This window comes from Haloferax sp. Q22 (assembly GCF_001482285.1).
GTDB lineage: Archaea > Halobacteriota > Halobacteria > Halobacteriales > Haloferacaceae > Haloferax.
On record NZ_LOEP01000007.1, the window covers coordinates 92,357 to 105,913 of the forward strand.

Here is a 13,557-nt window from a genome sequence, read left to right on the forward strand (position 1 = left end):
TCATGAACACGAAACAGCTACTCGCGGTCGTGATGTGCACCGCCATGCTCGTCAGCACGGTCGCCGTCGGCGCTGCCGGTGCCGCGACTTCGAAGACCGTCTCGGTCGACGCCGTCGGCTCGCTCGACGAGCGCACCGCGGACTCGACGGCGACGCTCACCGCGTACAACGTCGAAGACGCAGACGGTATCGGGTCGTACGAACTGAACATCAGCTACGACGACAGCGTGGTCGACGTCTCGGTCGCCGGGAACTCCCGGTTCAACGTTGAGACGACCGACCACGGCAACGGAAAGCTCACCGTCGTCGGGTACACGGGAGAGACCTCCGGCTCGACCGGAAACATCTCGCTCGCGGACCTGACGGTGAACGCGCAGTCCGTCGGGAGCGACACCTCCGCGTCCATCGACGTCACCGTCGAATCGATTACGGACACGAGAGGGAACCTCCTGTCGCACAGCGGCGACACGACGACCGTTGACGTGAACAACATCGACGGCAGTACGCCAACGCCGTCCACGCCGACCACCGATGTCCCGTCGAGCGGCGGTGGCGGTGGCGGCGGCGGATCCGTTCCGAACAGCGGGACGTACGACAGCGTCCGGCTCTTCTACGGTTCACAGGTCAGCGCGTCGCTTCCGGACGGCGCGACGGTGACGAACGTCGACGTGGCGTTCGGGAGCCAGGGAACCGGTGAGGTCATCGTCCGCGAACGGTCGAGCCTCCCGGGAACCGTCGGTCAACCGGCGAATCCCGCAGTCGGGTTCGTCCAGATCGACGTCCCGAGCTCACTCAAAGATTCACCGTCGACGGTGACGATGACTGTTCGGCAGAGTCGACTGGACGACCTGGGCATCACCGCACAGGACCTCCAAGTCGAACGCTACAACGACGAGACCGGTGAATGGGAAGTGCTCGACACGCGCGTCGTGAGTCAGGGCGACGGGCAGGTCGTGCTCGAAGCTGACACGCCCGGCTTCTCGTACTTCGCCGTGACCTCGAAGCAGGCCGTGACGACGACAACCACGGCCGACGACGGCGAAACGACGACCGCTGACGACGGCGAAACAACGACCGGAACGTCCGGCTTCGACGACGAGACGACGACCGGAGAGCCGACGACGACTGACTCGGTCATCCCCGGCTTCGGCGTCACCGCCGCGCTGATTGCGCTCGTCGCAATCGCGCTCATCGCGGTGCGACGCGAATAAGTTCGCGTCACCGTTCTCGGTTCTTTTTTGGCTCGACTGTGCGGACGGCTCGCTTCCGAATCAGAGAGTCACGCACGGCGCTGTTGAAGTCCGTCGGTACTGGTAGTTTGTTGCGTCCGTGGTGAATAGAGGGCGCGAGTCGGTCATGGTAACTTGCCTGACTTCGGTCGGCCGAATCGGTAGATGGAGAGCTATTCTTCAATCGTGAGTGAATAACTCCACTCAAACTCTTCCCATGCCGTGTCCGCTCTAACTTTCGGCACAAATGATTCGGTAAAGCGGTGTTTCCCTGCGGGAAGACAGCCCATATCTTCGGGCCGATTGCTCACCCACCTGTCCATCGTGGCCTCCAATATTTCCCGCTCCGGGTAATGCAGTACAGTGTATTCGGTCTGAATGCACTCTCCCGCATCGAGTGACTGCCATCTAAGCACGTCAGGAAGAACGAAGTGAACAAGATTCGTCTGCCAGCAACCCTCGACCGGGCGGTCCGGGATAATCTGTTCGTCTGTTCCGAAGGCGAGTTTCTGTACCTCCCGGTCACTCGGAATGAGAACAAGCCATCCTTGGCCTTCACTCCAAATACTGGAGTACGGCTGAATTGACCCGAAGCCAACCGTTTGTTCTCCGGAGGAAAGATTCTCAAATGAACCACGAATCTGAGCAGGTGCATCGGATGAGAAATCGCGTAGTTTCTCCACACTGAGCTGGAAGGGTTCCTTGCTGGGTTGAGAGCCTTCAGCAACTGTGATACGGGGGTAGCGCCCAGAAGCCATAGAAAACCACGGCGCCCCAATCAAGTAACATTATTGAACCGATTTGGGCGAAAGCAGTACGCTAAGACGGTAGTTGATACGAACCCCAACCGAACGAGAGGTTTAGCTGAAAGTAGGCGCTAAGCCCCCTTCCTCAACGAGCGAGCGAAGCGAGCGAGTAGGGAGGGGATACAGCGCCGCACGAGTATCAGGCACGTTCGACGCTCGGCCCACAGGCCCACGTACTCGAAACTCATATTTGTGTAGTTTGTGTATAATGTGGTGTGACAACGCGCAAGAACATCTCAATCCGCGACGATCAAGCCGAGTGGATTCAGGACAACCACCTGAACCTTTCCTCGTTCGTCCAAGAGAAACTGGATGAACTAATCGAGGAACGAGAGTAACGGATGTACTACGCCTACAAGTACCGTCTCAAGCCGTCCGACACCCACCGAGAGGAGTTGGACCGCCATCGAGACATTTGTAGGCAACTGTACAACCACGCTCTCTACCGCTTCGACCAAATTCCCGTGGACGCAGGCACGCTCAATCAGCGTGTTCGGTCCATCCGAGACGAAATCCCGTCCCTGAAAGATTGGTGGACTGACCTCTCGGACGTGTACTCGACAGTTCTGCAAACAACGGTCATGCGAATCGAGCAGAACGTCAAAGGGCTCTCCAAGCTCAAGGATAATGGCTACGGCGTCGGTCAACTCACGTGGAAGCCGCCACGCGAGTTCCGCAGTTTCACGTACAGCCAGTCTGGCTTCAAGCTCGACAAGAAGGGCGGTCAGACTGTGCTGTCACTCTCGAAACTCGCGGACATACCGATTCGGCTCCACCGCGCTATCCCCGACGTTCACAAGAGCGACAGCTCTTGTGCAGCCCATCAGAAATCTCTGATTTCTGAGGACGACGCCACGCTCAAACAGGTCACGGTCAAGAAAGAACCGACGGGCGAGTGGTTCGCCACCTTCGGCGTCGAAATGGACCGCGAACCGCCCGCGAAGCCCAAGAATCCCGAGAAGTGTGTCGGTATCGACGTGGGGATTCTCACGTACGCCCACGACACCGATGGAACGGCGGTCGGGTCGCTCGATCTCACCGACGAGCGTGACCGCTTGGAGCGCGAGCAACGGAAGCTCTCGCGGAAGCAACACGGGTCGAACAACTACGAGACACAACAGCGGCGCGTAGCGGAGTGTCACGCCGCTCTCCGACGGAAGCGCCGCGACTTCCTGCACAAACTCTCGGCGTACTACGCTCGGGAGTACGACCTCGTGGCGGTCGAAGACCTGAACGTGAAGGGGATGATGGAGTCGCCGTCGAACAGCCGCAACACCGCGTCTGCCGCGTGGCGAACGTTCCTCTCGTTGCTCGAATACAAGTGTGAGCGAGAGGGGACGCACTTCGTCGCGGTCAACCCGAGGGGGACGACCAAGGAGTGCGCGTCCTGTGGTGTCTCGACGGAGAAGCCGTTGTGGGTCCGTGAACACTCCTGTCCTGCCTGTGGGTTTGAGGCGGACAGGGACGCGAATGCGGCGTGGAACATTCTTTCTCGCGGCCTCGAAGATGTAGGAGTGGGACACTCCGAACAAACGCCTGTGGAGACTGCGCTCCCTGCGGATACCAATTCGGTGTCTGCAAAGCGCGTCGTGGAAGCAGGAAGCCCTACCCTCAAGGAGCGAACGGCGTCAGCCGTGAGCGAGTAGGGTGGGGTAGTTCACAACGTTGTCTGTGGGTAGAGCCTCTTTGTCGTGCTGAACTCGCCCTCTGTCTGTGTCACACCGTACGTATCAAATTCTAGAGCTTCAACAGAACCTAACGCATGGTATTAGCCACGTGTGTGAGCCATGGTCGTGGTACGCTTGGTGTGGGACCTGACTCATCATACTGAAAGAGCGACCGAATCGGAATGTTCGCCCACTTACTGGGGCGTGTGGGAGGCGCGATTCGCTCCGCGGGCGGTTGGACGCGACGCAGCCTGCGACCACACGGGTCAGTCCGTCGAACAGAGAAATGCGCGAGGAGAGCAGTCGGCCGTCCCGATTACGAGCGGCGACGGAGCAGGCTGACACCGACGAGACTGACGATACAGACCAGCGCAATCCCAACCGGTCCCCAGAGGGGAACGGCGGTGTCGGTCGTGGTCTCGGTCGTCTCTGTGGTCGTCGTCGTGGGGTCCGCGGTCTCAGTCGAATTCTCCGTTCCGGTCGAGTCGGTGGACTCCGCCGTCGAATCCGACTGGTCGGCTTCGTCCGCATCGCTCGTGGGCGTCGGCGAGTCAGTCGTCTCCGCCGAGCTCCCACCCGAGGACGCCGCCGTCGTCGTGTTAGACGTGGCCGACTCGTTGGTTGCGGTCGTCGTGGTGGATTCGGTCGTCTCCGTGGTCGTCGTCTCGTCGGAGTCGCCTGTCGAGTCCGAGTCTTCGAGCGACCCCGCTTCGACGACGCTCACGGACTGCGTGCCGCTCACCGCGACGAGTTCGGGTTCACCGAACACTTCCTCGTCGGTCTGGGCGGCCGAATAGAGGCGGTAGTCGCCCGGCGAGAGCGACGCGACGTCGACCGTCGCCGTGTAGTTCAACCCCGTCTGTCGGGTCGCGGTCGTGCGGACAGACGCCGACTCGTTCCCGAGAACGACCTCGACGCCGGCCGGCGGCGATTCGACGTCGTTGCTGACCTTGGAGAGGTTCACTTCCACGAGGAGTTCGTCGTCCGATTCGACGCGGTCCGCCGCGGTCTGCTCGACGTCGAACCCGTTGATGATGAACGGTTCGACCGCGTAGACCGTCTCGGTCCCGTTCATGAGCGCGATTGCGTACGTACCGGGGTCGTAGCGGTCGAGCGAGAACGACGCCGAGGCGGAGCCGCCGTCGACGTACTGGCTGTCACGGAGTCGTTGCTGACTGTCGACGACACGGATGGAGTACGAATCACCGGACGGCCCGTCGGTCGAAACGGAGAGGTAGCCGTCTTCCGACGCGCTGCCGATGGCTTCGATGGTCTGGTCTCCCCACTGAGTCGAAATCGTTCGGTCCGGGATGTCGAGGTCGCCGTCGATGTCGACGTCGTAGTCGGCGCTCTGTGCCGCCGTCAACGGGGCGACCGCCGAACACACCAACACGAGCGCCAAGAGGAGGGCACGGGACGAGTGCATGTGCCAGCCTCTACAGTCGTCTGGGGTAAGTGCATTGTCATGGCGAGTCGAACAGTCAGCGGTGGAGCAACCGCCCGACGTCGAACCGAACGAAGGGCGTCGCCGCGATGACGGCGCTACAGACTGCGAGGCAGACCGCCCCGAGAGCGGACGCGGCGATCAGCCCCGGGGTGAACGGGACGGCGAGTCGAATCCCGAAGACCACGAGCACGTCCGCCTGTTCGAGCAGCCACAAGAGCGCCGCCGCAAACCCGAACGAGAGCGCCGCCGCGGGAATCGCGAGGCGGACGGCGTCGGCCGCGAGCAGGGCGAGAATCCGCCGTCTACTCGCGCCGGTCGCGCGGTAGATGCCGATGACGCGACGGTTCGCGTGGACCGCCTGCGCGAACGTCGCGGTCGTGCCGCCGATGGTGCTCAGCCCGGCGAGCGAGACGAGCACGACGAACAGCAACTGCACGTTGCCGAAGACGTTCTCGATGGCCCGGCCGATGCCGGTGCCCTCGGTGTACTCGCCGCGGCTGCTGAGCGTCGCCGCGACGCGTTCGTCGCCGGTGACGCGGTAGGTCGCCGTCGAGATGACCGACCCGTCGACGACCAGTCGGAGGTCGTAGGTGCCCGGCGGTGGGTCGTCACCGAGTCCGACCTCGGACGCCGCCAGTTCGATTTCCGAGACGTTCCCGCCGGTCAGTTCGACGGTCCGGGTCTGCGTGCCGCCCGGCGAGACGAGGGTGAGGTTGCGGACGAGGAAGCGACCCCACGGGTTGGCGACGCGTGCGGTCACCGTCGGATTCGTGAGTCGCGAACCGGTCGACGGCGAGACCGTCAGCCGCCCGCCGAGTCGCTGCGGCGCGTCGCGTTCCACGGTGAGCGTGTGTTCCTCCGCGACGTAGCCGTCTTTCGAGAGCCGCAACGTGTACGTGCCCGGCTCGTCGGGAACCCGCATCGGGACGCCGCCCCGGGCGTCCGTCGTCGCACTCCGGCCGTCGAGCGTGACGGTCACGCCGGAGACCACGGACTCGTTCGGCGTCGTCGCCGGTACGACGAGCGTGGAGCCCGGCGGCGCGCGGGTCGGGTACTCGGACGGAAGCTGGAGCGTGTTCGGCCGGTACACCGTTACCGAGCGAGTGACGCCGTCGGTGGCGAGTTCGTACGTCCCAGCGATCCGAAAGCTCGTCTCGAACGACAGCCGTGTCGATTCGTCGCTCCCGAGCGTCACGTCTCGTTCGAGCGTTCGGTTCCCCACGCGGACCGCGACCGTCTCTGTCGCCGCGGCGGACCCGAGATTCCGGACCGTCGCGCTGAATCGATACGTCGCGTTCGTCTGGACCTCGGACGGGCCGGAGAGGCTCGTCACGAGCAGTCCCGACGAGCGGTTCTGCAGGGACGCGAGGCTCGAAGACGCGTTTTTCGTCCGAATCAAGTGCACCGTTCCGGGACCTGTCGCCAGCGGCTGCGTCGTTTCGAGCGGAACGACGAGCTGGTCGTTCGTCACGCCGCTTCCGGTGAACGTCCCGACGATTGTGACGCGTCTGACCCCGGGCGTGACGCTTCCGCCGAGCGTCACCGTCTCGCCGACGTCGAGCCCGAGCGTCCGCGCGAGGTCGGTCCCGATAACCGCCTCGTCGGCGCGCTGTGGGGCCGACCCAGCGACCAACGACGCGTCGGTGACCGAGCTAAACGCGGTGTAGTTCGCCCCGCGAACGAGGTACGGCGTGTCGCCGCGCGTCTGTGCGTAGATGACCTCCGGGCTGGCCGTGATACCGTACGAGCGGAGCACCGTCGCGTAGTTTTCGTCGATGCGGCTGTTGAGGGGGTGTGCGGCACCGCTCTCGACGACCGTCCCGCTCGACGTGGTCGCGAGGGGAGCGAGCGCGCCGCCGATAGAGCCCGTCAAGAGGATGATGAGCATGAAAACGGCGAGCGTCGCCGCCGTGGGGGTAAACGCCCGCCAATCGACGAGCGTCGGTGAGGTAACCGTCTGGAAGCGGCGAATCGGCTGTGGCCATCGACCGGCGGCCCGGTGCGGTTGGTCGAAGCTCGGGTCACCGCGGACGACCGGAAGCGCCGCGAGAACCCCGGCGAAGAGGCCCATCACGAGGAGGAACCCGGCGATGGCGAGGAGCGAAACCGCGATGTCGGCGGTCACGGTCGTCTGAAGCGACACCGGAAGGCCCGCGTACGTCGCGGCGTTGACGACGCCGTTGGTCACGACCACGCCGAGCGCGTAGCCTAGCGCGACGCCGACGAACGTGAGCGACAGCACGCGCCCGAGGAGAATCGCGAGGATACGCCACGGCGACGCCCCGGTCGCGCGAGCGACGCCGATGAGACGGGTTCGGTCCCGAATCGACATCTTCGTCACGTTGTACACGACGACGAGAATCAGGAGCCCACCGGCGAACGCGGCGACCGACAGCGTCCGGACGACCTGCGTGATGCCGCCCGCCAGAAACGGGAGCGCCGCGATGAGCGGGACGCTCGTCGCCGACGCCGGGCGTCCGGACTCGCCGGTGTCGAACACGAGCGCGCCGCTCGTTCCCAGCCGCTGGACGGTGTCGGTGCCCGCGACGTACCACGAGTCGGGAAACAGCGTCTCGTCGATGCGATGCGGCGAGACAGTCGTCGAAACCGCGTTGTCAGGGCCGACGATCTCGACCTTCTGGACCGACGACTCAGGCCCCGAGACGCCGTCTGACGGCGGTCTCGGGAGCGTGGCTGCTTGCCACGCGACCGACGCGCCCGAAATCGTCCGCGGCGCGTCCGGCGGTATCCCGACGACGTAGTGGGTCTCGCCATCGGGAAGCGAGACGGTCGTGACCGCGATGACCACCTCGTCGGCGGACGCGGTCGCGACGGCGTCGTCGTACGACTGCTCGTACGACACCGTCGCCGAACTCGACAGGTCGGAACTCAGCGTTCCGGTGTAGGTGGCCGCGGTGAGCAACAAGAGCGCGGAGCCGAGGAGGAACGCCGTCGTGACGGCGACGACCGCGATGCTCAGCCACTCGCGGCGCGACCACCTCGAGAGGAGCGCTGTCGCATAGCGCATGTTATCCGAGGCGACTCATTGACGGATGCGCTCGTCCGGTTTCCGGCGGAGCGAGCCGTCTATCAGCACATGCGTCTCTTCGAACTGGTCGGACAGCGTGGGGTCGTGGCTGATGACGACGAGCGCGGTGTCCGTCTGGTCCTTCACACGGAACAAGAGGTCGAGAACGCGCTCTGCGGTTTCGGGGTCGAGTTGCCCCGTCGGCTCGTCGGCGAAGACGACGTCCGGCCGGTTGGCGAGCGCACGGGCGATTGCGACGCGCTGTTTCTCCCCGCCGCTGAGCGTCGCCGGATACTGGTCTTTGAGGTCTAAAATGTCGAGGGCGTCGAACAGCGTGTCCAGCCACGCCTCGTCTCGGCTCCGGGTGTGGTCCTGCGGGAGCGCGGCGTTGTCCCACGCGGTCAGATCCGGGATGAGCTGGAAGTCCTGAAAGACGAATCCGATTGCGTCCCGCCGGAGGACGGCGCGCTTCCGCTCGGGGAGCGCGCTCGTGTCGTCGCCGTGGACGTACAGCGAGCCGCTGGTCGGAGTGCTAAGCAGTCCGAGGACGTTGAACAGCGTCGTCTTCCCGGCACCGCTCGGGCCTTGAATGAGGAGGGACGTGTCAGGCTCGACGGTGATGGAGACGTCCGCGAGAATGGTGGAGTCACCGCGTTCGACGGTGAGCGAATCGCCGCGCAGTACGGGGGCCGTCATCGATATGCTCCCTTCATGCTTCACCTATGTATAGTGTACGGCTACTCGCTCAGACCGTCCGGTTCGTCGCGGCCGCGCACGTCGCGTTCCCGACCGGCCGGGACACCGAGACGGGGTCGTTCCCGGTGTTGGCGTAGACGACGTTCCGCGTCGCGGTCCAGTTGGCGTACACGGACGGCGAGACGGTCTCCGGCGCGTTCGGGAAGAGGTGCGCACCGGTCGTCGTCCACGACCGCTGCGAGATGACCAGACAGTCCGGGCTCGGGCCGCCGGAGAGCCAGTTCGCGACGGCGCTGTAGCCGACCTGCGCGTTGAAGTAATGCGTCCCGACCCGCGTCAGCGAGTGGTCGCTCAGCCACGGCGAGTCGGTGTGCGTGGACGCGAACTGGACGCCTTCGAACTCGGACTCGTAGGTCGTAGAAGGGACGGTCGCGGTGTCCATCGTGAGGTACGCGAGCGGTGCGGTCGCGAGCGTCGACACGAGCACGACCGCGACGAGCGCGAGACGGAGCGCGCGTCCCGAGGTCGAACGCGAGACGCCCTGCAGGAGGCGAACGAGGACGAGTCCGACGAGCATCGCCGCCGGGACGTGCAGGAACGTCTGTGCGCGCATGACCGTATCGTAGTACTCGGGGGTGAGCGACGCGGTGAGGCCGAACCCGATGATGGTGACCGGTGCGAGGAACATCGCCGTCGGTATCGCGCCGCCGCGGTACGACTCGAACAGGTCGAGCCCGAAGGCGGCGGTCACCGCGAACACGCCGAGAATCGCGACGAGCCCCAAGATGAGCGGCGGCGTCTGGGTCGTGCCCGGGAATATCGGCGAGACGGCGTTGAGCCCGACGATGCCGAAAAACGACCCGACGACGCCGAGATACGAGACCTGTTTGACCCGGCGACCGGTCCGTTGCACCCACACGATACCGATGGCGAGGAGGATGAGCCACGCGAGAAAGAGCCCGGGATAGGCCATGACCCGGTTCACGTACGGGACGCTGAGCGTCGTCGACGACTCGGCGAAGCGGTAGTACGCGAACATGTACGCCCAGAAGGCGACCGCGAGCGCGCCCGGCCCGAGCACCGACCGGAGCGAGAGCCGCACGGAGACGTGGCGCACGACGAGCGCGGTCACGACGAGCGCGGCGATGAACGTCGAAAACGTGTGCGTCATCGGGAACACGGCGAGGAGAAGCCCGACGACGAGCCACCAGCGGAGGCGTTGACTGCGGAGCGCGAGATGCAGACAGAACGCGAGCGTAATCACGAGGAGGATGCCGAGAATCTCCTCGTCGGGAACGGAGGTGCGACGGAGGAACAGCCCCTGGACGGCGAGCAGCGTCGCCGTCACCGCGCCGACCGCGGTGGCGGTTCCGTCGCGTGACCCGCTGTCGAGGAGGACGCGCCGCGCGACGACCCCGCCGACGAAGCAGATGAGTCCGCCGATGGCCGTCGCGAGCGGCTGAATCGCTCGGAGGGGAACGGCGTCGGTGACGAGCGACACGACGCTCAGGTAGGTGCTGAAAACGAGATTATCCGCCCGCTGCGTGAGGGGGAGCGCACCCGTCTCCGTGGTCGTCTTCGCGAGCCACGCGTAGTCGAATCCGTCGAGCGTCGATGGATAGCCGCTCCAATAAAGCGGGAGGGCGCGGAGGGCGAACGCGAGGGCGACGCCCGCGATGAGAATCGCGAATCCGCGGCGACGTCCGTTACTCATTGGTGATACTTCCCTCTCCCTCGGGCGTCGGTATATGTCTATCCACTAAGAGTGCGCCGGGGTCCCGAAGCAACAGATAGCCCGTCGCGAGACAGGCGCTCGCGACCGCGAGGCCGAGGCCCGCGAGAACCATCCCGGCGACGACGCCGGGCGAGAACACCGGCGTGAGCGCGACGCCGAACACGCGGAGTTCGCCGAGCGACAGGAGCGCCGTCACGGCCGCGGTGGCGATGGCGAACGCGGCGACCGACGCGAGGAGTCCGATTTTGAGCGTGTCGAAGAGGACGAGCCGGAGGATGTCGGTCCGGCGCGCCCCGGTCGCGCGGTACACGCCGATGGTCTTCCGAACGCCGTAGGTGCTCCGCGTGAACGCCGCGGTCGTGCTTCCAACGGTCATGAAGCTCACGAGTGCGACGACCGCGGCGAGGAGCACTTCAAGGTTTCCGAAGACGAGCTGAATCGCCTGCGCGATGCCGCCGCCGCTGGTGTAGCGACCGCTCCCCGCGAGCGCGGTCGCCAACCGCTCGTCGCCGCGGACGCGATAGGTGAGCGTGGCCGGTTCGCTCGCGCCGACCTGCGACGAGACGGTGTACTCTCCGGCCGGCCGCTGCGGGAGGGTCACAGCGACGCGACTGCTCCCGCCGGGTGCGAGCGAGACGGCGCGTTCGACGTCCGTCCCCGGTCCGCGGACGGCCACCGTCGCGTTCAGTTGCCGCGTCCACGGGTTGGCGAGCCGCGTCGTCACCGTCGGCGACGTGAACAGTGTCGGCGTCTGCGGCGAGAGCGAAAGCGTCTGGACCGGCTGTCGAGTCGCGTCCGCGGAGACGGTGGCCGTCGTGTTACGCTGTTGCGAGCCGGCGCGAGCCGAGACGACGTACGTCCCCGTCTCGTTGAACCGGATTCGGGTCGTCCCGTCGGCGTCCGTCGTTCGGCTCCGCTCGCCGACGGAGACCGTGGCGTTCGCGACCGGTTCGCCGCCCCGCGAGACGCTGATTCGCGGCGCACCGCCGACGGGTATTGACGTCGGGACGGTCACGCTGAGCGGGTCGACGACGCGGCCTCGCTCGTCGACCGTCACCGACTTGGTCACGTCGGCCACCGAGAGGGAGACAGTGCCTGCCCCCGGCGGCTCGAACGCGACGAAGGTCGTCGTCGACCGGCGACTGGGCACCGACAGCGGAGTCTCCGCCGTCGCGTCCCCGAGCGTGACCGAGACGGGCCGCGAGGCGTCGCTCAGGCCGAGGTTCGTCGCCTCGACGGCGACGCCGAAGCTCCCGTCGCGACGAGTGACCGTCGCGTCGGTGACCACGATTGTCGAAGCGCTCGCGTCGTCGCTCGCGAGCCCGCGGGTTCTGATGAACTGAACCCCGTTTCGGCCCGTCGTCGTGAGGTGACGCGCCGTATCGAGTGAGACGAGAAGTTGGTCGTCCTGCACTCCTGTTCCGGCGAACCGTCCGACGATTTCGACGCGCGTGATGCCGGGCGTCGTACTCCCGCCGAGAACCAGCGTCTCGCCGACCGCGAGGCCGGTCGCCTCCGAGAGACTCGCGCCGACGAGCGCCTCGTTGTCTGCCTCGGGCGCTCGGCCCTCGGTCAGCCGCGTGTGGCTGAACGACTCGTACGCGGAGTAGTTCACCCCCCGCGCGACGAACGGCGTACTGCGGTACACTTCGAAGAGGAGAATCTCCGGACTGACCGCGACGCCCTGACTGCGGAGCGCGGACGCGTACGATTCCGGGACGTTACTGGCGATGGGGTGCGGTGCGTCCGGTTCCGTAATCGTCTGCTGGCCGACGCCCGACAGCGGACCGACCGCGCCGATGACGGCCGACAGCAACAGCACGACGCCCATGAACACGCTCAGCGTCGCCACGGTGGGGACGGCCGCTTCCCATCCGAGTAACCGCGTCTCGAAGAGCCGTCTGAACGGCGACCGGGACCCCTCGGCGGTTGGCTGTCCCGGTGATGTCAGCTGGTCGAGCGGCTTCGTCGCTTCGGGGTACGACGCGGTCAGGCCGGCGACGACGCCCGCGACGAGGAGCACCGCCGACGCCAGTCCGAGCAGGCCGACGACCGTCGGCGTGAGTGCGAGCGCGAGCGAGGTCGGGAGGCCGGCGTAAATCGCCGCGTTCAGGACCGCACGAACGAGGATGACGCCGATGCTGTATCCGAGTGCCAGTCCGACAGTCGCCAGCACGACCGCACGGAGCGTGTAGACGCCGACGATTTGCCGCGGCGTCGCCCCGGTCGAGCGGAGCACGGCGATGTCCGGCCGCCGCTCTTTGACCGTGAGTCGGATGACGCTGTAGGTCGTCACGCCGACGAGGATGCCGCTCGCCAGCGTCGCGAGTTGGAGCAACCGAACCAGTTGGCCGGTCCCGAGGACGAAAAACTGCAGTGCCGACAACAGCGGCGTCGCTGGTCGGCCGTCCGCCCGTTCGATACGGACGACGTCGGTCGCCTCGAGACCCGAGAGCGTCTCGGTGCGACTGAGATACCAGCCGTCTTGGAGCACCCGGTGACCCGAGCGGTCGGTGAGCGTGACCGTCGTTTCCGTCTCGTCGGTCGTCAGCGAGACGGTCTCGCCGGCCGACGGTCCGCCGACGACGGCGAGCGTCCCGGGGTCCGGGCGGGGAAAGCTAATCGTCTGTCCCCGAACGGAAAGCTCCGGGGCGTCCGCCGGGATGCCGACGACCGTCGCAGGCGCCCCGTCGACGGTCGCACGGACGAAGACGAGTCGGACTCCGGACTCGTCAGCGCCCGCGGCGCTCGCCGGAGACTCCACGTGCTCGACGTGATAGCTGGACCCGAACTCGTCGGAGATAGTCGTCGTCTGCTGTCCGAGCGAGACGCCGAGGACCGCGGCGCCGACGAGAAACGAGACGGTGAGGGCGATGACGAGCACGGCGAGTGTATCGCGCGTCTCCCAACCGAACGAAAGTGCTCGACGGTAGCCCATCAGTGTTCTCT

Annotated in this window: 9 protein-coding genes; 3 read left to right on the forward strand and 6 right to left on the reverse strand. The window is 65.7% G+C overall.

Features of this window, described 5'->3' with window-relative positions; translation table 11 throughout:
- Positions 1-2: 2 nt before the first annotated feature.
- On the forward strand, positions 3-1,211 hold the full coding sequence (locus tag AM590_RS02710) for a PGF-pre-PGF domain-containing protein (protein ID WP_253805826.1): 1,209 nt from the start codon (positions 3-5) through the stop codon (positions 1,209-1,211).
- A 191-nt stretch (positions 1,212-1,402) separates the two neighbouring features.
- Here AM590_RS02710 and AM590_RS19685 read toward each other — a convergent pair whose 3' ends face one another.
- Entirely contained in the window at positions 1,403-1,987 is a 585-nt protein-coding gene (locus tag AM590_RS19685) for a hypothetical protein (protein ID WP_082677634.1), read from the reverse strand.
- Between the two features lie 263 nt (positions 1,988-2,250).
- Between AM590_RS19685 and AM590_RS21215 the strand changes: the two genes are divergently transcribed.
- Positions 2,251-2,373, forward strand: a complete 123-nt coding sequence (locus AM590_RS21215; protein WP_256364930.1) for a hypothetical protein — start codon at positions 2,251-2,253, stop codon at positions 2,371-2,373.
- A 3-nt stretch (positions 2,374-2,376) separates the two neighbouring features.
- Complete coding sequence (locus AM590_RS02715) at positions 2,377-3,681, forward strand: RNA-guided endonuclease TnpB family protein (protein WP_058826102.1); 1,305 nt, start codon at positions 2,377-2,379, stop codon at positions 3,679-3,681.
- Between the two features lie 337 nt (positions 3,682-4,018).
- On the opposite strand, the gene AM590_RS02720 is transcribed toward AM590_RS02715, so the two are convergent.
- Genes AM590_RS02720 through AM590_RS02740 form a run of 5 tightly spaced genes read right to left on the reverse strand, consistent with a single transcriptional unit; the run spans position 4,019 to position 13,546 of the window.
- Positions 4,019-5,128 carry a hypothetical protein gene (locus tag AM590_RS02720; protein WP_058826103.1) on the reverse strand — a complete coding sequence of 370 codons (1,110 nt, stop codon included), beginning with the start codon at positions 5,126-5,128 and terminating at the stop codon, positions 4,019-4,021.
- Between the two features lie 55 nt (positions 5,129-5,183).
- Positions 5,184-8,177, reverse strand: a complete 2,994-nt coding sequence (locus tag AM590_RS02725; protein ID WP_058826104.1) for an FtsX-like permease family protein — start codon at positions 8,175-8,177, stop codon at positions 5,184-5,186.
- 15 nt (positions 8,178-8,192) lie between these two features.
- Positions 8,193-8,873 (reverse strand): ABC transporter ATP-binding protein, encoded by a 681-nt coding sequence (locus tag AM590_RS02730; protein ID WP_058826105.1) that lies wholly within the window; start codon positions 8,871-8,873, stop codon positions 8,193-8,195.
- 49 nt (positions 8,874-8,922) lie between these two features.
- Positions 8,923-10,587: a hypothetical protein gene (locus tag AM590_RS02735; protein WP_058826106.1), complete on the reverse strand. Its 1,665-nt coding sequence runs from the start codon at positions 10,585-10,587 to the stop codon at positions 8,923-8,925.
- Entirely contained in the window at positions 10,580-13,546 is a 2,967-nt protein-coding gene (locus AM590_RS02740; protein WP_058826107.1) for an ABC transporter permease, read from the reverse strand. The genes AM590_RS02735 and AM590_RS02740 overlap by 8 nt, the downstream gene beginning before the upstream one ends.
- Between the last annotated feature and the right edge of the window lie 11 nt (positions 13,547-13,557).

Coding starts and splice junctions, on each gene's coding strand:
- AM590_RS02710 (WP_253805826.1), top strand. CDS start 3: ATGAACACGAAACAGCTACTCGCGGTCGTGATGTGCACCGCCATGCTC.
- AM590_RS19685 (WP_082677634.1), bottom strand. CDS start 1,987: ATGGCTTCTGGGCGCTACCCCCGTATCACAGTTGCTGAAGGCTCTCAA.
- AM590_RS02715 (WP_058826102.1), top strand. CDS start 2,377: ATGTACTACGCCTACAAGTACCGTCTCAAGCCGTCCGACACCCACCGA.
- AM590_RS02720 (WP_058826103.1), bottom strand. CDS start 5,128: ATGCACTCGTCCCGTGCCCTCCTCTTGGCGCTCGTGTTGGTGTGTTCG.
- AM590_RS02725 (WP_058826104.1), bottom strand. CDS start 8,177: ATGCGCTATGCGACAGCGCTCCTCTCGAGGTGGTCGCGCCGCGAGTGG.
- AM590_RS02730 (WP_058826105.1), bottom strand. CDS start 8,873: ATGACGGCCCCCGTACTGCGCGGCGATTCGCTCACCGTCGAACGCGGT.
- AM590_RS02735 (WP_058826106.1), bottom strand. CDS start 10,587: ATGAGTAACGGACGTCGCCGCGGATTCGCGATTCTCATCGCGGGCGTC.
- AM590_RS02740 (WP_058826107.1), bottom strand. CDS start 13,546: ATGGGCTACCGTCGAGCACTTTCGTTCGGTTGGGAGACGCGCGATACA.